Source organism: Arcanobacterium sp. (ex Cirak et al. 2026) (assembly GCF_053585065.1).
The window spans coordinates 107,318-128,243 of sequence record NZ_JBQJCE010000004.1 but is presented as its reverse complement, the minus strand read 5'-3'; the positions used below and the strand labels follow the sequence as shown (position 1 = coordinate 128,243).

The 20,926-nt window shown below is 52.7% G+C and carries 14 protein-coding genes; 10 read left to right on the top strand and 4 right to left on the bottom strand.

The genetic code is table 11. From position 1 onward, the window contains the following. Window positions 1–659: 659 nt before the first annotated feature. Window positions 660–1,385, bottom strand: coding sequence for a hypothetical protein (locus ACTOVJ_RS03715; RefSeq protein WP_449503702.1), 726 nt, complete (start codon window positions 1,383–1,385; stop codon window positions 660–662). Window positions 1,386–1,631: 246 nt separating this feature from the next. Between ACTOVJ_RS03715 and ACTOVJ_RS03710 the strand changes: the two genes are divergently transcribed. The 4 genes from ACTOVJ_RS03710 (at window position 1,632) to ACTOVJ_RS03695 (ending at window position 5,402) form a co-directional block, all read left to right on the top strand. Continuing rightward, window positions 1,632–2,960, top strand: a complete 1,329-nt coding sequence (locus ACTOVJ_RS03710; protein ID WP_449503748.1) for an ABC transporter substrate-binding protein — start codon at window positions 1,632–1,634, stop codon at window positions 2,958–2,960. A gap of 79 nt (window positions 2,961–3,039) precedes the next feature. Continuing rightward, window positions 3,040–3,885, top strand: a complete 846-nt coding sequence (locus ACTOVJ_RS03705) for a carbohydrate ABC transporter permease (protein WP_449501394.1) — start codon at window positions 3,040–3,042, stop codon at window positions 3,883–3,885. After that, window positions 3,882–4,721, top strand: a complete 840-nt coding sequence (locus ACTOVJ_RS03700; protein WP_449501302.1) for a carbohydrate ABC transporter permease — start codon at window positions 3,882–3,884, stop codon at window positions 4,719–4,721. The genes ACTOVJ_RS03705 and ACTOVJ_RS03700 overlap by 4 nt, the downstream gene beginning before the upstream one ends. Beyond that, window positions 4,722–5,402: a DUF624 domain-containing protein gene (locus ACTOVJ_RS03695; protein WP_449503703.1), complete on the top strand. Its 681-nt coding sequence runs from the start codon at window positions 4,722–4,724 to the stop codon at window positions 5,400–5,402. It abuts the gene before it with no gap. 57 nt (window positions 5,403–5,459) lie between these two features. Here the strand turns inward: ACTOVJ_RS03695 and ACTOVJ_RS03690 are convergent, their stop codons facing one another. After that, a complete protein-coding gene (locus ACTOVJ_RS03690; protein ID WP_449503704.1) occupies window positions 5,460–6,497 on the bottom strand; it encodes a S66 family peptidase in 1,038 nt (345 codons plus the stop codon). Between the two features lie 126 nt (window positions 6,498–6,623). Here ACTOVJ_RS03690 and ACTOVJ_RS03685 point away from each other — a divergent pair, with 126 nt between their 5' ends. The 3 genes from ACTOVJ_RS03685 (at window position 6,624) to ACTOVJ_RS03675 (ending at window position 11,528) form a co-directional block, all read left to right on the top strand. Then, complete coding sequence (locus ACTOVJ_RS03685; RefSeq protein WP_449504631.1) at window positions 6,624–9,953, top strand: SpaA isopeptide-forming pilin-related protein; 3,330 nt, start codon at window positions 6,624–6,626, stop codon at window positions 9,951–9,953. 103 nt (window positions 9,954–10,056) lie between these two features. After that, window positions 10,057–10,779 carry a CDP-alcohol phosphatidyltransferase family protein gene (locus tag ACTOVJ_RS03680; RefSeq protein ID WP_449503706.1) on the top strand — a complete coding sequence of 241 codons (723 nt, stop codon included), beginning with the start codon at window positions 10,057–10,059 and terminating at the stop codon, window positions 10,777–10,779. A 14-nt stretch (window positions 10,780–10,793) separates the two neighbouring features. Further along, the gene (locus tag ACTOVJ_RS03675; protein ID WP_449503707.1) at window positions 10,794–11,528 is read left to right on the top strand and encodes a glycerophosphoryl diester phosphodiesterase; all 735 of its coding nucleotides are present in this window, start codon (window positions 10,794–10,796) and stop codon (window positions 11,526–11,528) included. A 213-nt stretch (window positions 11,529–11,741) separates the two neighbouring features. On the opposite strand, the gene ACTOVJ_RS03670 is transcribed toward ACTOVJ_RS03675, so the two are convergent. Then, window positions 11,742–13,406, bottom strand: a complete 1,665-nt coding sequence (locus ACTOVJ_RS03670) for a CTP synthase (protein WP_449502702.1) — start codon at window positions 13,404–13,406, stop codon at window positions 11,742–11,744. Between the two features lie 158 nt (window positions 13,407–13,564). Here ACTOVJ_RS03670 and ACTOVJ_RS03665 point away from each other — a divergent pair, with 158 nt between their 5' ends. The 3 genes from ACTOVJ_RS03665 to ACTOVJ_RS03655 all read left to right on the top strand — a co-directional run bounded on the left by ACTOVJ_RS03665 (window position 13,565) and on the right by ACTOVJ_RS03655 (window position 18,791). Beyond that, window positions 13,565–16,897 (top strand): DEAD/DEAH box helicase, encoded by a 3,333-nt coding sequence (locus ACTOVJ_RS03665; RefSeq protein ID WP_449504630.1) that lies wholly within the window; start codon window positions 13,565–13,567, stop codon window positions 16,895–16,897. Window positions 16,898–17,063: 166 nt separating this feature from the next. Next, window positions 17,064–17,849 carry an alpha/beta hydrolase family protein gene (locus ACTOVJ_RS03660; RefSeq protein ID WP_449501294.1) on the top strand — a complete coding sequence of 262 codons (786 nt, stop codon included), beginning with the start codon at window positions 17,064–17,066 and terminating at the stop codon, window positions 17,847–17,849. A gap of 66 nt (window positions 17,850–17,915) precedes the next feature. Continuing rightward, entirely contained in the window at window positions 17,916–18,791 is an 876-nt protein-coding gene (locus ACTOVJ_RS03655; protein ID WP_449501293.1) for a patatin-like phospholipase family protein, read from the top strand. Window positions 18,792–18,857: 66 nt separating this feature from the next. Here the strand turns inward: ACTOVJ_RS03655 and ACTOVJ_RS03650 are convergent, their stop codons facing one another. Next, a complete protein-coding gene (locus ACTOVJ_RS03650) occupies window positions 18,858–20,831 on the bottom strand; it encodes a potassium transporter Kup (RefSeq protein ID WP_449503709.1) in 1,974 nt (657 codons plus the stop codon). Window positions 20,832–20,926 lie beyond the last annotated feature (95 nt).

The following is a 20,926-nucleotide window of genomic DNA, read 5'->3' as shown; positions in this document are numbered from 1 at the left end:
CGCGCGTCTCCCTCCCGCTCCCGCCGCGGCGGGGGGCGGGGGCCCCCCCCCCCCCCCCCCCCCCCCCCCCCCCCCCCCCCCACTCGTCTGTCCATCCATATTCCTGATTGGCGAAGAAGACAGTGGAATTGTTATTCCATCTGATGGTGACGGTGATATTCCCCTTCCCGCCAAGGTCGAAAATTTTTTCGTTTCTAGAGGTTTTTCTGGAAACGACTCGATCCATCATCCGAAGTATCTTGTGGTGGGAGAAACATGACCATAGATCTAAAGCTCATAGAGTGAATAAATCATGGGCTACGTGGTTTAGAACCTACCCGAAGCCGTCAAAAAGATCAGTGTTAAATAAACGTACGGCAGTTTTGCGTGAGTACCCGCCCAAGTGCTAGGAGGAAGCTATGGATTTAAGAGATCGATATGTCATCACCCCCAAAAAGTAGCTCTGGCACCTTATGGGTGTCTTTGTCGAGGCACAGTAAAAATCCTGATTCCCCACATCTTCTCCCCGATGGAAGCGATTATGGGCGAGACGGTTTGACGATCCAATCAGCCCAACAAGCATGGGATGAAACCTACGGCAAGGAATAACTTTCAGAATTTGAGCAACACTAAGGATGTTCCCGGAGAGATTTCCTCGCCGGGAACATCCTTAGTGTTGCTCACGCAGCGCGCACAGAATCTATGGTCGCTGCAATCATCTGTTTGCCCAATGTTCGATTCGCGTAGCCTCCCATGACGGCGCCAATACCGAAGGGCATGATCTTTCCGATCATTGCAGTGGCCTGTTTGGCGCTGAAGCGACGGAAGAGACGTTTACGCATCGAGTCACTAAATTTGCGCAACGCCTTTCCCTGAAGAGAACGAATCACACCGCCTCCAGAGAAGACTCCAGCTTGTGTTGCCAATTTCTTCACGCTTTTCGCGTTGACTCCGCCCATGAGAATCGTTAGCACGAGTGCGCGTTCTTGTTCGGCGGTGAGCTGCTCAGGGCGCATCACCTCAAGCACCGCGAACGCATGAACCATCGTGGCTGTCATAAAAACGCCAGTTTCACCCATGGCTGCTGCGATCGCAGCGATTGTGCCAACTCCAGGCAATGCGGCGGTCCCGCCGACGACGGCGCCGGAGCCAGTCACGTCGCGAAGGTAACGTTTCTCAAGCGCATCGAGTAGCGCAGCTTCCGATGGGGTGCTGAGCTTACGACGTACAGCGGTGACACGGTCATGGGCGAGAATGCGAGCTGGACCGAAGCTTTTATCAAAGGCTTCTTCAAGTGTGGAGGGATCCGCACCTGAGCGAACTGTATGGTAAGCAGCTCCTGCAGTGCCGAGAGCCAGTTTTCCTGTATTGGAAATTTTGCCAGCAAATGAAAGACGCGCAGTCATGGCACCTCCTGAAAAGTAGAAACTTTCCACAGTCTATGTGTGCATTTTCTGGTATGTGACTAGTTTCGCCGAGCGCGTCATCGCCGTGTCTGGGGATTCTCGATCGGCCTGTACCGCATGACTAAAATTTAACTAAACGAACGGTCATTGTGTGGGAGCCAATGATGCTAGACTGAGCGGGTCACCGTAGTACATATCCAAGGGCGGAATGTACTGTCACACACGCAAGATCCAAAGGAGGATCACCTGATGAAATTCACAAAGATGGCTGCGATTGTATCTGTGAGTGCAATTGCGCTCGTTGGATTTGCTGCTTGCTCGTCGTCGGGATCAACTAGCGACAGTAAAGGCAAGGTGTACTTCCTGAACTGGAAGCCGGAGCAGGAGCAAGCCTTTAAGGCAATCGCTGCCGAATACTCCAAGGCAAAGGGTGTGGATGTTAAAGTTGTCACCGCTGCATCGGGCACCTATGAGCAGACATTGAAATCCGAAATTGCGAAGAGTGATGCCCCTACTCTCTTCCAGATCAATGGTCCAGTTGGCCTGGCCTCGTGGAATAAGTACGCACGTGACCTCACTGATACACCGCTGGTGAAGTCACTCAAGGATACAAATCTCGCGCTTAAGGGCGAAGACGGTAAGGTTTACGGCACCCCGGCCGCTGTTGAAGGCTACGGAATCATCTACAACAAGGCCATCATGGACAAGTATTTCGGCCTTGCTGGTGCGAAGGCAAAGTCGGTTGACGAAATCAAGGGCTTCGCAAAGCTCAAGGAAGTTGCCGATGATATGCAGGCCAAGAAGGCTGAACTCGGAATCGATGGTGTCTTCGCTTCGACTTCGCTGGCTAGCGGTGAAGACTGGCGTTGGCAGACCCACTTGTCCAATGTCCCGATGTTCTACGAGTACAAGGACGCAGGTGTCACCGATGAGAAGACAGTGACCTTCAAATACGCTGACAACTTCAAGAATCTCTTCGATCTGTACCTCACTGATTCAACGGTTGAGAAGAGTCTTGCTCCGTCAAAGACTGTCACCGATTCGATGTCTGAATTTGCTCTCGGCAAGGCGGCCATGGTTCAAAACGGTAACTGGGCGTGGAGCCAGATCAAGGACGTTGCCGGAAACGTGGTGAAGGAAGAGAACATCAAGTTCCTTCCGATGTATACCGGAGTTGCTGGTGAAGAAAAGCAAGGTCTGGCTGTCGGTACCGAAGCGTTCATGGCAGTGAACAAGAAAGCTTCTGACGCTGATCAGAAGGCTACCCTTGATTTCATCAATTGGCTCTACGCCGACGAGGCTGGCAAGAAGCACGTGATCAATGATCTGGGTTTCATTGCTCCTTACTCAAACTACGCTGAGGCTGATACTCCGTCCGATCCTCTCGCGAAGGAGATTTCCTCCTACATTTCCAATAAAGATCTCTACGCGGTGCCGTGGATCTTCACCACTTACCCATCGCAGAAGTTCAAGGATGATTTCGGTCAGGCGCTTGCACAGTACGCTTCGGGCAACCTTGACTGGGCCAAGGTGAAATCCACATTTGTGGACGGCTGGGCCGCAGAGAAGAAGTAGTAACACTCAATCGTGAAGGCCTCGGAGACACCGATCCGAAGTTGGTATCTCCGAGGCCTTCGTCATGAATGAGGCGATGATGCAAGCTCAGTTAAAGAAATATTTTCCAATCTTCGTCCTTCCCACGTTGATTGCGTTCGCAGTGGCGTTTCTTGTTCCGTTTGTGATCGGTTTTGTGCTGTCTTTCTTTGAATTCACTACGATTACGGATGCTACCTGGGTAGGGTTGGACAACTATAAAGCTGCCTTCGACGATCGATCAGGTTTCGTTGCGAGTTTTGGCTTCACACTCATGGTGGTGGTCGCTTCGGTGATCCTGGTGAATGTCTTCTCCTTCGCCATTGCCTGGTTGCTGACACAGAAGCTACGCGGTACGAACATGTTCCGCACTGTGTTCTTCATGCCGAATTTGATTGGTGGAATCGTGTTGGGCTACACCTGGCAGGTCATGATCAATGCTGTGCTTGCTCAGTACAAGACCACCATCATTGCGAATTGGACCTACGGTTACATTGGCATGATCATGCTCATCAACTGGCAGCTGGTCGGATACATGATGATTATTTATATCGCGGGTCTGCAAAATGTTCCGCCTGAGCTGGTTGAGGCTGCGGAAATCGACGGTGCTGGGCGGTGGAGCGTATTGCGTCACGTCACTATCCCCATGGTGATGCCCGCGATTACGATCTGCCTCTTCTTGACCCTGTCAAATACATTCAAACTGTTCGATCAGAACCTCGCGTTGACCAACGGCGCACCTCAAGGAAAAACTGAGATGGTGGCACTGAATATTGTCAACACCATGTTCGCCCGCGTCGGCGAAGAAGGCGTGGGTCAAGCAAAAGCTGTGCTCTTCGTCGTGGTCGTGGTGGTGATTGCGATGGTGCAGCTTTCAGCTACTCGCCGGAAGGAAATCGAAGCATGATGCACTCCAAAGTTGGAAAAGCTCTCTCATACGTTATTCTCGTTCTCCTGACCTTGGTATTTATCGGGCCGATTCTGTTCATCTTGATGAACTCCTTCAAATCGAAGTTTTCTATCGCGTCTCATCCATTTGTCCTGCCGTTAGGGGATATGTGGACAGGCCTGGAAAACTACGCGACTGGCCTCGCTCTGTCAGGCTTCTTCATGGCTATCGTGTGGAGCTTCGTGATCACGATCTTGTCTGTGACAGCTATCGTGTTTTTCTGTGCGATGACCGCCTACTACATCACTCGTGTCAAGACGTGGTACACATCGGCGCTGTACTACATGTTTGTCTTTTCGATGGTGATCCCGTTCCAGATGGTCATGTTCCCCACTGTGAAGATTGCCGACACCCTCGGATTGAACAATCCCTGGGGAATCGTGGTGCTCTACGTGGGCTTTGGCGCAGGGTTATCAGTGTTCATGTTTGCTGGCTTCATCAAATCGATCCCGCTTGAGATCGAAGAAGCGGCGACCATCGATGGAGCAGGCGTTCTCAAGACCTACTTCCTTGTGGTTCTGCCGATCCTCAAGCCCACGGCAATCACGGTGGCAATCCTCAACGCAATGTGGGTCTGGAACGACTATCTTCTGCCGTACCTGACCATCGGTTTGTCTACCGACTATAAGACCATTCCTGTGGTCATCCAGCAGCTGGTGGGTTCGAATGGTAACCGTGACATGGGTGCTCTCATGGCAATGCTCGTTCTGGCAATCGTGCCGATCGTGATCTTCTACATTGCGATGCAGAAGTACATTATCAAGGGAGTTGCCGCGGGAGCGGTGAAGGGATAAGTGGTACGTCACTTATTCTCCCAGGACTCGGCCTTTGCCCGGGTCCTGGCTCTTCTTGCCGACGTCGCAGTGGTGTCGATGTCCCTGACGCTCACTGCCATCCCTGTGGTCACCTTCGGTGCAGGTCTGGCTGCGGCGAATGTTGTGGTTGGGCAACTAATTGCCGACGATGGTGCACACCCGTGGCGCACATTTTGGCGGATTTTTGTTCGATCATTGAAAATGGCGACAGTGGGGTGGCTCCTCCTTCTTGCATGTTGGTTCACGGTGATCTATGAACTCATGTTGTTACATAAAGAGACGGGGTTGTTCGTGGATGGGATGCGAATCGGCTTGTTCAGTGTCGCAATTCTTTCGTTGCTCGTGGCCCAATGGTTTTTCGCACTCGCAGGTCATGCCAATGCTGGACTTTCGACGTCGGAAAATCGGGCTCACAAACAAACCGCGCCGACGTCGTTTGTCTCGCTACTGACAACGTCGCTTCTGTGTGCGATTCGGTACTTACCAGCAAGCGCATTAGGAATGGCACTGTGGGCCAGCCCAATCTTTGCCGCATGGATATGGCCTGAACTCGTACCCACGCTCATCTTTTTTATGGCGGTTTTTATCCCGGCATTCGTGCTCTACCTCAAGACCCTCGTCATCGGAGGAAAAGTGCGAGAAGTGGTGTGTGTCTGCTGAGAGATGACCAGGAATAATTGTGGGCAACATGGTGAGTGACATGTTGCCCACAATTGTTTAATCGTTGAAGTGCCCAATGACAGCGTGGTTGAGTGGGTCGAGCGTGATCTCACCGCCGTAGGGGAGAATAACTTGCGGGCGAGTATGGCCGAAGGGAAGATCGAGGCAAACAGTGAGATCTTCGCGGTAGCGTGCAATGTTTGAGAGCAAAAACTCATAATATGCCATCCTCTTGGCATAAAGATCAGACTCAGATTCTCCGGGCTTGTCACGATCAGCAACCACCGGGCGTGCGAATGCTAGTCCTGCTGCGGCGTCGAGATAGCCACGTTCGCCCATCGCGCGGATCCAGCGTCCAACGTAGTCCGCTGGAGGGAGAAGCTCGGACGTTTCAAAAATAAGAATTGTTCCCTCAAGTTCGTCTGCATCAGGTAAACGATCAGCGATAGCGAGTTGGTCAATCACCTCCAGACAACCTCCCCAAGTGCGTCCGCGAACCGGTGATTCGTTACCAAAGAATTCGAGTGGAAGCGCTGGGCCGCGTGGAGAAGGTTCGGAAAGTGCACGAGGATCGGACCAGTCAAACCCGTAATCTTGTGAGGTCTGTGAGGCAGGGAGAATGACATCGCCTTCTGCAAACATCGCTGCTTTCAGCGTATGAATATGGGCAGCATCAAGGTGTGGGCCGGTCAGGTGCACCATGGTCGAGCCGCCGTGGAAGGAGCTTACGCCGAGTTGCCACAGCCAATTGAGGATATTCGTATTGTCGGAGTACCCGAAGAACGGTTTCGGATCGGCTACGGGCAACTCTGGGTCGAGGAGCGGAACCACTTCAATGAGATCGTCCCCGCCTACTGTTGTAAAAATTGCCCGGATCGATGGGTCAGCGAATGCGGCATTGATATCGGCTGCCCGCTGCGCAGGAGTAGCACCCATTGCGCGAGTAGTGGGGTATTCCACCGGCTCAACGCAAAGCTCACTTTTGAGACGTTCCAGAGCTTGCTCATGCAGCTGAGGGAAATATGCGGGCGCTGCCCATGCGGGGGACAGGACGGCGATTTTGTCACCTGGTGCGACTCGCTGTGGTGAAATCACAAGTTACTCCATATTTTGTGATGAATGAGGATTAATCACTATGGTATGCGGTTGACAGTGTGTATCCGCGTATATAGAGTCAAAATTATTAGCACATTCACATGCACACCATCAAGGGAATTCACTATGTTTATCTACAGGCGTTTAGCGGCATACCTGTTCGCTTCGCTTCTCATGTTTGTTGGGGTCGTCAGCATTTCGCTTCCTGCGCAGGCGGCTGCTGATATCGTCGTCACAAGTGCCACTGAGCTATCCGACGCGGTTCGAGCAGCTGGAACGAAAAGCACAACCATCGCAGTTGACGGAGCGATTGAGCTTGACGATACACTCACGATTCCTGCTCATGCGAATATTACTCTCGTTGCGCATTCTGAAGGTGCCACACTTCAACCAGTTGCTGAGTTTACGAAGAGCCAGCTGATCACTGCGGAACGCGATTCAACACTGACTATTGGGCAACACGTTGATGAAACTCCGCTGACGATCAGTGCAAAGAAGACGGCGTTGCCTCTGATCTACTCGCGTGGCGTCCTCATAATGAATGCAGGCGTCGTCAAGGATGTTGAGGGTGATTTCAAAGATGCGTACTCGGGTGCGATTGCCATTTCAGGTCACGGTGCTCAGTTCACGTTAAACGGTGGGGAGATTCGTGATAACCATATTGGAGCGGCATCGAATCAATTTAGTGCTGGTGGTGTGCTTGTCATCAATGGGGCAAAATTCCTCATGAATGGTGGTTCCGTGATCATGAATTGGTACCGCGGCACCTACACTAACATTGCGTCAGGGGTTGGAGTCTTTTTCTCTGGCGAGATGGAGATGAATGGCGGGCTGATTTCAGCGAATTGGAATCCGCATCAGTGGGGCGCCGGTCTGCTGCTACATTCTTATTCAGGGTATTGGGTCACTGAAAAAGACTGGTCTGACAACAAAAATGGTGTGAAGTTTACGATGACAGGTGGCCGATTCGCTAATAATTATGCGGGTCGCTCAGGTGGAGCAATCGCGACTGTCGGAAAAGTAAAAGTCGATATCTATGACCGACTTGATGATCCGTCGATCACTCTTTTTGACGGGAATAAGGCGGGAGTTGGTGGAGCAATTTCGACCTATGACTGGTTTGTCGAGAGCGGAAATGCCGGGAAAATCGTCCCTTCAAAGGGAGCCGACATCGTCGGCGGAATGAGTAAAGACCATCTAGCTCGTTGGCATGAGTTAACCAAAAGCGAGCTGAATATTCATGGTGGATTGTTTGAGAAGAACACAGCGAGTGCGGCCGGAGGTGCAGTGTATGTCGGCGCTGCAGGAGCTTCGATTGCTGGAGGCGAATTCCGTGAGAACGAAGGCGGGCAGATGGGTGGGGCAATCTATGTTGCTTCCCAGCCCTACACCCTTCATATGAGTGATGTCTTCGTTGAAGGAAATAAAGCGAATGGAAATGGCGGCGGCTTATGGGTTTGCCCAACGGGCGATACCGTGATTTATGCGCAAGATGGCCTTGGTCTGGCGAAGAATTCTGGTCAAGCCTTCGGTGATGATTTGTCCGTTTTCCCGTACGGCTCAGGCGAGGGCAATGCGCCGCTCCAAGCTGACTTTTCTCGCCGGCAGCTCGGTGGCGGATCGGCAGATTGGTTTGTTGACGGTTACCGAAATCGACAGACTCAGCCGCGGTACTCGGAACAGAAGATTCCTTACGACCTCAATAAATATGTGGTGAAGCCGGAATACATTGCTCTTCATGGTGTTCCAATTGGCGATACAGTTGCTCTTGCCCGTAAGAACGCAAAAGTCCATATTCACGATAACGTCGCGACGTTCGGCGGCGGCATCGCTACCAACGGCAACATCGTTTTCGGTCGCAACAAGTCCACTAAGATTAAAGTAGTCAAAAAGTGGGACGAATCTCGTACGGCTGAGGGACTTCCCGACGCAGAAAAAGTCCAGATTCCCGAGCGCCTCAATGTTGAATTGTTTATGAAACTCGACGGCGATGAGGAAGAATATCTCGTCGATCATGCAACGCTCACTGCTCAAGATCAATGGACGCATGTTTTTCGCGATCTGGCGCTCACTGTTGGCGGGAAGAAAGCACGTTACGTGGTACGGGAGACGTTGCCTGAAGGTTGGGCTGAAACTCGTACAACTCAGAATGTTGAATCTGATGCGACTCAAGGTGCGACTGTGACCATTGAAAACAGTTATCAGCCGACTTTCATTCAGTGGATGAAACAGTCAAATGACGGAGATTTCCTTGGCGGTGCTACCTTCACAGTGACTGATCCAGAGGGAAAGACCTTCGATGTGCTCGATAATGATGCACGTGACCTCGATAAAGGGCGTGGAGGTTTGAAGATCCACGTGACGAAGAATGGTCGATACCAGATTCGTGAAAAGGTTGCGCCTGAAGGATTTGAGCTGTCAGATCAGGTATTGTCGATCGAGGTCAACTCCGGTCGCTCACTGACAGGACGTTCTTTCGACGCAGGTAAGGTGATAAACCACCGCAAACCTACACCGTCGTTGTCATGGAACAAGATGGATGACAACGGAAATTTTCTTGCTGGTGCCACTTTCGCAGTGACTGGCCCGGACGGAGTCAGCTTTGAGGTTGCCGATAATTCTCAACGTGATCTCAATGATGCCGACGGAGCTTTCGAGATTGAAGTACCGGTTGCGGGAAAATACACGGTGATCGAAAAGATCGCGCCTGAAGGTTATGATCTTGATGCAACACCACTCACCGTTGAAACGGATTTAAAGAAGCCGATGCACCTAGGCAACGTGACAAATTTGCCGCAGCGCTTCCTCACATGGAACAAAGTTGATATCGATAACAAGAATCTTGCCGGTGCGTCCTTCGAACTTTCAGCTCCTGACGGGACTGTCATTCAGGTTACTGATAATGATGAACGTGACCTGGACAAAGCTGACGGCGCATTTAAAGTTAAGGTCTCAGCAGTGGGGACGTACACGCTTCGCGAAACAAAAGCGCCACATGGCTACATTCTCAACAAAGATCCACAGCAACGGGAGATATCGAGTAAGGATCTCATTGCTAGTTTCACAAAAGTGGTGAATAAGCCGATTCCTACTGTTGAAAACCATCTTGTGGAGTTTGATGAGGATGGGGCTCTTCCGGGAGAGTCTGGTTCGAATGATGCGACGTTTGAGGAAGAGTCGTTGACGCCGTGGTACCAGTTTGGTGGGGGATTTGTGGAGTTTGATGAGGATGGGTCCCTTCCGGGGACGTCCGGTTCGAATTTTGGCGAGACGATTGAAAGTGATAGTGTTCCGCCAACGCCAACGCCAACGCCAACGCCAACGCCAACGCCAACGCCAACGGGTGAACTGGGTCTGCCGGTTACCGGAGCGTCTAGTTTCGAGGTGGCTCTTGTTGCCATCGTATTTATTGGGACAGGAATAATAATGAGGCGAAAGTTCTCATCATCCCTCTAAACATTTGGCGCCTACTCCGAGAGTAGGCGCCAAATGCGTTTCATCGACATGACATTGCCGACTACTATTAGTCAGTGGAAATCATGGCATCTCAAGGAGAACAATGAACTACACCTGGAAACAGAAAATTGCTGCCTGGGCGGTCCACGCGTTTACGATGTCCGGTTTAGTTTTTGCTTGCCTAGCGGCGCTTTCGCTGATGCATGGCGAACTGAAAATGATGTGGCTCTATCTTGGTATCGCCATGCTTATCGACGGCATTGATGGAACTTTTGCTCGGGCGGTGAAAGTGCGCGAGGTCATCCCGTGGTTTAACGGAAGTGTTGTGGATGTCGCTGTTGATTACATTACGTGGTCATTCTTGCCTGCACTTTTCATGTACCTCTATCTGCCATTCGGTCATCCCGTGCTGGCATTTGTTGCGATGATTGCCGTAGTCACCTCGTCAATGTTCTGCTACGCGAATGAAGGCGAAAAATCTTCTGATAACTACTTCGTTGGATTCCCTGCAGCGTGGAACATTGTGGCCGTGTGCATGTGGATCTTGCACGTTCCCGGTTGGCTCAACACTGTTATTGTCGTTGCGCTTGTGATCCTCACTTTCATCCCAACTCACTACACGCACCCGTTCCGCGTCAAGAAAATGATGATTGTGAACATCGTCGTTTCTCTCGTCTGGGTGGGTGCTACCGCTGGACTCGTTGCGACTTATGGCGCACAGCCGCTATGGTTACACATCACGTTCTGGGTGAGCGGTTTATGGTTCCTCGTCACGGGGGCTATTCGTACGGCGACTGGCGACGATGTTGCCACGCAGCTTGCTTGAGAGAAGAGGAATGTATGACGACTGTCATCGGTCATCGTGGTCTGTCGGCTCTGGCACCAGAGAATACGCTTGCTGCGTTCCGAGCAGTTCTTGACCACGGCATAAACTGGATCGAAACAGATGTCGACGTCATTGCAGACGGTACGCCGATTCTGATCCATGATTCGCCGTTGGACCGCACAACAAATCGTTCAGGGAGCTATTCACATTTGACCAGGAGTGATCTCCCTCTTGACGCGGGGGCTTGGTTTTCGCCCGGATTCACAGGCGAACCATTGCCGACACTTGCTCAGCTCGTTGATCTGATGAATGAGCGCGGGCTCAATGCGAATATAGAGATTAAGCCCAACGAAGAGACGAAGGATCGCGCCCTCGCTGTGATTGATGGCGTGATTGAACAATGTGAACGCCTCGACAAGGGACGAGAAGTCATTATTTCGTCGTTCAATCACGTGCTGCTGTATATTTTCTCGCAGCGTTGCACAAAATGGCCGATCGGGTTGCTCTATGAAAACAAAATCAGTGACGACTGGCGCAGTGTTGCTGAGCTTGTCGGGGCGAGTTACATCCACCCACAAGAATCTCTCCTGTCACGCGAACTCGTGAAGGATTTTCACGATGCAGGATTGAAAGTTAACGCCTGGACTGTCAATGATCGGGCTCGCGCAAATCTGCTGATTAATTGGGGCGTTGACGGACTTATCTCGAATGTTCCACATGAACTGGACGATCTTTGCCGCGGGCGGTGAACGACGTCGGCGCATCAGGTTTCTTCGAGAAGTTTGTAAACCACAAAAACCACAGCACCTTTTATCGCACATTCATGAGGGGATCGACGAAAGATCTTGTTCCCTATTAACTTTTGAGCACGATGTGTCGAAAAAATGAAAACTTCCACTGTCTTTCGATGTTTAGCACGACCGACGGATCTTTGCGGCGCAGATGATGCGCCGCAAAGACTCTTACGCGTTTTTCTTCTCGATCGCGGCCTTAATCAGACCTGCGAAGAGAGGATTGGCGTGGGTAGGGCGCGAGGTAAATTCGGGGTGAGCTTGAGTGGCGATGTAATAGGGATGAAGAGCACGATCTAGTTCCACGTACTCCACTAAGGAACCATCGGGTGATGTTCCACTTACTTTGAGGCCAACTGCTTCGAGACGATCGCGGTAAGCCTGGTTGTATTCGTAGCGGTGACGGTGACGCTCTGCTACTGACGTCGTGCCGTAAACTTGTGCGACCAGTGACCCATCCACAAGGACGGCCGGGTACGAGCCTAAACGCATGGTACCGCCTAAATCGCCGCCGTCGACGAATTGTTTCTGCTCGTCAATCGTTGAAATGACAGGATCGGGAGTTTCCGGATCGAATTCCGTCGATGACGCTGTGTCCAGTCCCAACAGATTGCGCGCAGCTTCGATCACCATCGATTGCAAGCCGAGACAGATACCCAGGGTAGGGATCTGATGTTCACGGGCATATCGCAGCGCGCCCACTTTTCCGTCCAACCCACGCACCCCGAACCCTCCGGGGATGAGTACTGCATCGACGTCGGCAAGATGAGCGTGAGCGCCGTCGAGGGTTTCGCACGAGTCTGCAGGAACCCACACAATTTCGACGTCGGCCCAGTGAGCGAATCCTCCAGCGTGGAGAGCTTCGACGACGGAAAGGTAGGCATCTTTCAGATCAATATATTTGCCGACCAACGCCACGCGTACTCGATGTTTTGGCGAGCGCACCCGTTCGAGAAGGCCATTCCAAGAGTCCCATTCCACATCGTGTGTGGGAAGATCAAGTTGACGTGCCACGTAGGAATCGAGGCCCTCATTGAACAACGTCACCGGTACTTCATAGATTGACGAGGCATCTTGGCACTCGATTACGCCCATGTCGTCTACATCGCACATGAGCGCGATTTTGCTTTTCACGGATGCAGGCAAGGGGTGGTCGCAACGCAACACAACCGCGTCGGGCTGGATTCCCACTTGGCGCAACTGTGCAACTGAATGTTGGGTTGGCTTGGTCTTGAGTTCACCGCCTGCCGCGAGATAAGGCACCAGCGACACATGGATAAAAAAGCAGTTGTCACGGCCGATTTTCTGGCGGATCTGCCGGGCTGCTTCGAGGAAGGGCTGCGATTCGATGTCGCCTACTGTTCCGCCGATTTCTGTGATAACGACGTCGGGACGATCGCCATCGACCTCAGCTTGGGCACGCATACGCGAGATAATTTCGTTTGTAATATGAGGGATGACCTGTACGCATTCGCCCAGATATTCGCCCGCCCGCTCGCGGCGGAGCACATTTTGATACACCTGACCTGTGGTAGCGTTGGCGTCACCCGTGAAAGCTTCGTCCAAGAATCGCTCGTAGTGGCCAATATCGAGATCGGTTTCAGCGCCGTCGTCGGTGACGAACACTTCGCCGTGCTGGAAGGGATTCATTGTGCCAGGATCGACATTGACGTACGGGTCGAGTTTTTGCATTGCAACTTTTGCACCACGTGCTTTGAGTAGCGAACCGAGAGACGCTGCGGTAATGCCTTTGCCAAGTGAAGAAGCCACACCGCCAGTGACGAAAATATGGCGAACGGGGCGGGAATTTCCATAGGAACGAGAAATAATATCCATGGATCTTCATTTTATCGAGGAGGCCGCTAGGGGTGTTAGCGACGTCCGATATTCGAGATTGTTCGACACAGCACACGTCTCCGTCATCGTGGACACGCTGCGGTGTGCAATGCCTGTGCGGTTAGGCACTGTGAGGTATGCAGTCGTATCCTTAAAAGATGGATCAAACGTTTGGATTGCTTCGTTTTGTGAACCCGGGATCGTACGCGCGTGGGGTTGTTTATGCAAGTCAACAACGGGCGAAGGTGAACGAGCATGATCGCGAATCGAGTACGATACGTGGACAGACAGTCGGGTCCAATCAACGCAACTACGATGAGGTGATCCACTACAGTTTCGATGATGAGACAAGCCAGTTCACTTCTTTTGAATCCTCGTGCTCGTGTCCGGTGCGCACAAACTGTAAACATGTGGTCGCTCTTGCTTTGACAGCACTCGATTTACTTCCTCATGCGTTAAAACCTGCGAACCATGCGACTGCTCCGGGACGCGTTGCTGCACCGTCGCAGCCGGCGGGTTTACCGACGTCGGCAGACTACGTGCGCGAACGTAACCCGTACGAATGGCGCGGACCGCGCCGATCGGAGCCGACCTGGGAGGGACGGCTCGCTGAGCTTTTTGCCTGCAGTTCCTCCGACAAACGCGATCTCGCCCTCATTCTTGAGATGCAAGAACCTGAGCCCGGACGTGAATCGACGTTGTTTTCCCGAGGCCATCTGATGGCGACGCCGATGAAGCGCGGGAAAAATAAGGCGTGGGTAAAAAGCGGAGTGTCAATTTCGCACTTGCGCTCGGGTGGTGTCACGGATGTGAAACCCGAGCAGGCGAACGCAATCCGCTCGTTGATTCAGTTATCTGAAACTTTTGTTCCGTATTCTGGCACAGCGAAAGATTCGTTGCGTTTAGACACCATCAATTCTTCCTTGCTCACACCTGTGCTACGTGAAGTGATCGACTCCGGTGTGAGTCTGATCGATCGCGATTTTCATCCCGTCTTTGTTGAAGACACGGACGCCGTGGCCGAAATTGCGATTGAAGAACGCGACGCTGGAGCACTTGCGTTGGGTGCGATTTTCACCCATCCACTTCTCGGCTCACAGATCGCACTTGGAGTTGGATCACCTGCACAACTGATCGCATGGCGTGATGAAGTGATGCATCTAGCATTTCTGGCTGAAGCTCCGAGCGATCAATGGAATGCGCTGCGCACCGGTGGTGTTTTGGTCGTGCCTGAAAAGGGACGCGCTCGTTTTAATACAGAGATTTTTACTCATCTTTCGCGGCAGTTGTGGACCTCTCCAGATGGGTCGTTTGATCCTCCTGCGATTCCAACTCCGCGTTTGCATCTGACACTAGATCTGTCTGACCCCACTGCACCCGTTCCGCTAATCAATGCCATCTGGACGTGGCGTTATGGCCAAGGTGATGGTGAACTCGGGCCATTTTCACTCAACCTCCCCAAAGATGCCGCTCGCGGCGTGCGTGATGTTGAGACAGAGTCAGAGATCCTTGCTCAGGTTGCACCCATCGTGAGCCAGCACATGCCTATTTTGATGAATGGGTCTGCACTTGCTCCACATGTGAAAGTGACAGGTAGTGACGTGCTTGCGCTCGATATGCTGACCACTGTCTTGCGAACGCATGAGGTTGAGGTGGAAGAAAACCTCCCAGCTTACACCCCAGTTGAGCTGAAAAAGGTCGGTGTGGATGTCACGGATACTACCCGTGACTGGCTTGATTTGAATGTGCGTGTTGAGATCGGTGGATCCGTGGTTCCCACAGCGCTCTTGATCCGGGCACTGACTCTCGATCAGGAATATCTCTTTCTCGAAAACGGTACGTATCTGAATCTCGACCTTCCTGAAATGGATAAGCTCCGAGCATTGTTGAAAGAGGCTCGTGCGCTGACCGATCAACGAGGTGGTGGGATTCGTGTGCCCAAGGTACGACAGACGTGGTGGGAAGAGTTACTGAACCTCGGGATTGTTGACGCTGCACGTAACGCTTGGTTCGACGCCGTGCGCGCAGCCTCATTGCGTCAGATACTTCCTGCCGAGGTCCCCGTATCAGTGAAAGCGGTGTTGCGCCCCTACCAGCTTGAGGGATTCCATTGGCTGGCGCGGCTACGTGATCAAGGCTTAGGGGGCGTCCTGGCTGATGATATGGGGTTGGGCAAGACTCTCCAGATGCTGACGATGATTGCCCGCGATCGCGAGCGCACTCCCGACGCAGGCCCTTGGCTCGTCGTCGCGCCGACGTCGGTGGTGGAGAACTGGGTGAGCGAAGCCCAAAAATTCACGCCGCATCTGACGGTAGTGGGAATTGATTCGACAGCGGCGCGTGCATCATCCCAAATTTCACAGCTTGCTCGGGGAGCAGATATCGTCGTGACATCCTATACCCTGTTGCGCCTGGACGAGGAGGTCTATACGCGTCTTGAGCCGACCGGTGTGGTTCTTGATGAAGCACAGAATGTGAAGAACTATGCGTCGAAGGGGTTCGCGGTTGTTTCTTCATTAGGGGCGCCCACGACGTTCGTCGTCACAGGTACGCCGATCGAAAATAACCTGTCCGAGCTGTGGGCAATGTTCGCCTTGGCGGCTCCGGGGCTACTCGGTAGTCCGCGACAATTTGCGGCGGCATTCCGCACGCCTATTGAGGACAACATTGCGGGAGGCGACCGCTCTGTTGCCGATGAATATATGGCACGGTTGCGTAGACGAATCGAGCCTTTCCTCCTGCGACGAACGAAACGTTCAGTGGCGCTCGATCTGCCCGAAAAAGCGGAACAAATTGTGAGGGTAGAGCTCGAACCCGATCACCGGCGTCTTTATGACCGCCAGCTGGCACATGAACGTCAGGCTGTTTTGAAACTGACCGCCGACGGTGATGACCATCGTTTCCAGGTGCTTGCAGCGTTGACACGCTTACGGCAGATGGCGATTGATCCTCGGCTTGTTGACAGTGAATCAACGGCCACCCCCTCGAAGCTCAACGCTTTGATGGAGCTCCTTGACCAAGCAATGAGTGAGGGACATCGAGCTTTGGTCTTTTCGCAGTTCACTTCTTTCCTTGAGCTAGTAAAGGAACGGTTGGACGCCGCGGGGATTGCCTACGCTTACCTCGATGGCGCAACACGAGGACGAGCTAAAGTCATCGAGGAATTCGCTTCAGGCCAGACGCCGATTTTTCTTATCTCGTTGAAAGCTGGTGGCACGGGACTGAATCTCACAATGGCCGATTACGCAATTTTGACTGATCCGTGGTGGAATCCCGCTGTCGAAGAACAGGCAGTAGACCGCGCCCATAGGATTGGGCAGACCCGCCCTGTCCACGTCTACCGGTTGGTGAGCGAGGGAACTGTCGAGGAGAAGGTGCTTGCGCTTCAGGATCACAAACGTTCCTTGCTCGCTGTCCTCTCGGAAGGAAATGGAGCGACCAGATCCTCAAAAGCGCTCTCAAGCCAAGAATTGCAGGCATTGTTGGCATAACCTGCATACTGATGTCGCCCCAGACACTGCTACAGTGGTAGAGACTTGACGTGCGCAACTTCACGCGGTTCGTAACGATTGAGTTACTGTTTCGTCGTGAACTGGTCACAAGGCGGGTGGGGCGAGCACAATGTTTTGGTACATGTAGTCGAGGGAAGTAGAGCCGATGTCTGAATCCACCGCGGTTTCCTCCTCCAAGGAAGACGAACAGAAGGTATACGAGAATCTTCTCGCCTTGCGCGTGGAACCTGACGGCACTGAATCTTACGGTGACAAAGCAGACCAGTTCATCGAGTGGTACGGACCTGAAGGCGCCATGGTTGTGACCCTTCTTCACGGTGGATCTTTCCGCCAAAATATTGGACTGGATTTCACTCGTCCGGCTGCATTCGCGTTGGCAGAGGCTGGTTTTCGGGTAGCGTTGCCCGAATATCGCCGTCTTGCAGGGAGCCCGGAACTCACATTCGAAGACGCGCGTCTTCTCGCTCGCCACCCGCTCATTGGTTCCTCAACCTGGATTGGTCACTGTGCGGGTGCCACAATGGCACTGGATGTTCTTTTTTCTGACGAATTTGAACTGACCCACGTGGTGGCTCTTGCACCATTGTTCGATCTTGCACGAGCGGTGCGTGAGACGGCATCGGAGAATGCTGGCGATATTTCTGACTTCATGGGCGGAATGCCTGTCGATCAGCCTGAGCGCTACGCACAGTTCGATCCGATGCGACGGTGGATGGAGCTGGGGGAGGCACAGTTCGCGGCTCGCGGGCTCAGACTCGACATCATCCATGGGACAGCGGATGCCACAGTGCCTGTTGTACGATCTAAAGATCTCAATACAGAGCCTTTCAATGTCGCAATTGTTCCTGGTGCTCACCACAATGATGTGATTCGACCAGGCGATGACGCATGGATTTTCTTGCGAGGAGCACTCGGAGACGCTTCGGCTTAAGCGACGTAAGGATGTGATCGTTAAACATCATTCTCATTTGCCCTATTGTGCGCAAGAATAGAACGTATGAAGATTGCACTCGTTCTTGGCTCTGGCGGCGCTCGCGGATACGCTCATATCGGCGTGATCGAGGAAATTAAAAAGCGCGGGCACGAAATCGTCGCAATCGCTGGTTGTTCAATGGGAGCAGTCGTCGGTGGTGTTGAGGCTGCTGGTCATCTTGAGGAATTTAAAAACTGGGTGAGTGGGCTTTCCAAGCTTGATGTCCTTCGTCTGATCGGGTTCACCATCCGTGAGCCTGGGATCGTCAATCCACGTAAAGTTATCGCGCGTATTGATGACATTGTGGCAGGAGTGAGGATCGAAGATCTTCCCATACCCTTCACTGCCGTGGCCACGAATCTCATTACCGGCCGTGAAGTGTGGTTTCAACAGGGGAGCCTGGCTGCAGCAATTCGTGCGTCGATGGCTGTGCCGTCTATCGTCACGCCTGTACACCTCAATGGGCAGCTTCTCGCTGACGGGGGTCTCGTCAATCCTGTGCCTATGGAGGCGGTTGCTGCAGTTAAGGCTGATGCCACGCTTGCGGTGTCGCTCGCGAAAGGGCGTACGGCGAACGTTGACGACCCGCGCATGTTTGGGTCTGCTGGTCCAGTATCCTCCGACGACGTGTGTGAAGAAAGCGAAGAGCAGCCGGCAATCTCGCTGTGGGAGACATACTATGATCTGCCCAAGTCATTGAGAACCCGTGATGTTGCCGATCTTTCGATCTCTGCCATGCAAGCAATCATTGAACGTTTCCGATGGGCTGCGAACCCTGCTTCGTATGTCATCGAGATTCCTTACACGACTGCTGGAACCATGGATCTGCATCGGGCAGCAGAGGTTATTGAAGTGGGTCGCACTGAAGCGGTCAAAGCCCTTGACGCTTACGGATTGTAGGGGTGAGGGTGAGGAGATCGTAAAACAGATTGGGGTGTCGGAAGAAATCCGACACCCCAATCTGTTTTACACGTAGATACGCGTTGTGTACTCTACTGTCCGCTCGATTGGCATCGTACGTAGCCAACGCGGCGAAGCAGAGAAACGCGATAACTGAACAAATAGCCAGCGGAACACGTGAGGCATTTTACCGTGGTGAGGTGCTTGCTCGATCTGGAGATGATGGGCAAACACCATCGCATCTTCAATCGAAAAATCGGGCACGTTCATCGGCGTCGGCTCAGGAGCTTCGCGCAGGCGCTTGGTATACAGTTCAAGATCCGCAATGGGATTACGCGAATCCATGAAACCGTATGTGACCGTCAGATGGAAGAAACCGGGAAGTGGACACGCAATGGGCGAATTCTTCACACGTTGTTCGGGTGGTACGTGCGCCAGCGCCACGGTCTTCACGGCAAGGATCACGACTCGCTCGTGAATTGCGTCGTTGAAGTTCGTGTTCAAAAGCAGCGGGCGTGGGGTAGAAGTAAACAGCGAGTGCGGATAAATAGCTGTCCCCGGGATGCGGGAATTCACCGGCTTTTTTGATACTTGGTCGAAGTATTCGGAAAGCGGAAGTTCTTGTTCGCTTCGTTGGCGGTATACCTGTTGGGAGATTATCTTCCACGACAACATGATCGTGGTTAAAACGATGGCGATGCTCACGGGCAGCCACCCACCAGAGAAGAACTTGACGACATTTGCTGCCCATAGTGGCACTTCCATCAATGCCAGAACAAGTCCGGCGAGAGCGGCGAACCAGCGTGGCTTCTTCCACCCATAGCGGATCAGTGTGACGAGTAGTGCTGACGTGAGAAGGAACTCAGTGGTCACTGCCAAACCGTAGGCTTCTGAGAGCGATTCGGATGTGCGGAAAGTGACCACGATGAGCGCCACGGCAATGTAGAGCAAAAGATTGGCTGCCGGAATGTAAATCTGTCCGCGTTCTTTCGCTGAGGTGTAGACCACGCGCAGGTGAGGCAAATAGTTGAGGTGAATTGCTTGGTTTGTCAATGCGAAAGCGCCCGTGATTACGGCTTGCGATGCGATGAGGGTTGCGAGAGTAGCGATGATTACTAATGGGATAGTTGCCCATGAGGGTGCCAGGAGGAAGAAGGGGTTTTCCAGAGCTGCTGGATCAGAGAGTAGGAGTGCCCCCTGGCCGAGGTAGTTAATGGAGAGAGAAGGCAGTACTAAATACAACCATGCGTCTTGAATCGGACGTCGGCCAAAATGTGACAGATCGGCGTACAGGGCTTCTGCACCAGTGAGGGACAGTACGATCGCGCCCATGGCGATGAAAGCAACTGTCGGGTGTCCGATGAGGAACTCTGCCGCATACCACGGGTTGAGAGCCAAGAGAATGCGCGGATTTTCCACAATGTGAGGAGCGCCGAGTATGGCGAGCAAGATGAACCATGCGGCCATAATTGGAGAGAAATAGGAAGCGACTTGATGGGTGCCTCGGTACTGGATCGCGAATAGGCCAGTGAGGATTATCAGTGCAATCGGCACAATATACGTGGCGATTCCTGGGATTGCCACGTCCAATCCTTCAACTGCGGAGAGCACGGAAATTGCAGGCGTAATGACAGAATCGCCGAAGAACAATGAGGCGCCGACAATGCCCACAACCGCGACTCCAGATGATAGCCGTGACGGAGACTTGACGAAACGACGCACAAGTGCCGAAAGCGACAAAATTCCGCCCTCACGTCGGTTATCTGCACGCAATACGACGGCAACATACTTGAGCGTGACAAGCGCTACAAGGAACCAAATAATTGCTGAGGTGACGCCAATGAGTGTGTATTCATTTATGCTCATGCCGTCGAGCGTGAATACTGAGCGCATAACGTACAGCGGCGAGGTTCCAATATCGCCATAAACAACTCCGACCGCGCCGAAAGCGGCAGCAGCACTTGCTGTCGATACGCTCGGCACGTGGCTTGCATTCTTGCGTCCCGCAATTGCGCGGGCAGTTCCTCTGGTTTTTTCCACGAGGGTTAGCATAGACCCATTGGCGTACTTTGCAACCTCGTTTTCCTTAAGACTCTTGTGAAGGAGTGGACACCGGGAGGGAGAGAACAAGGTTT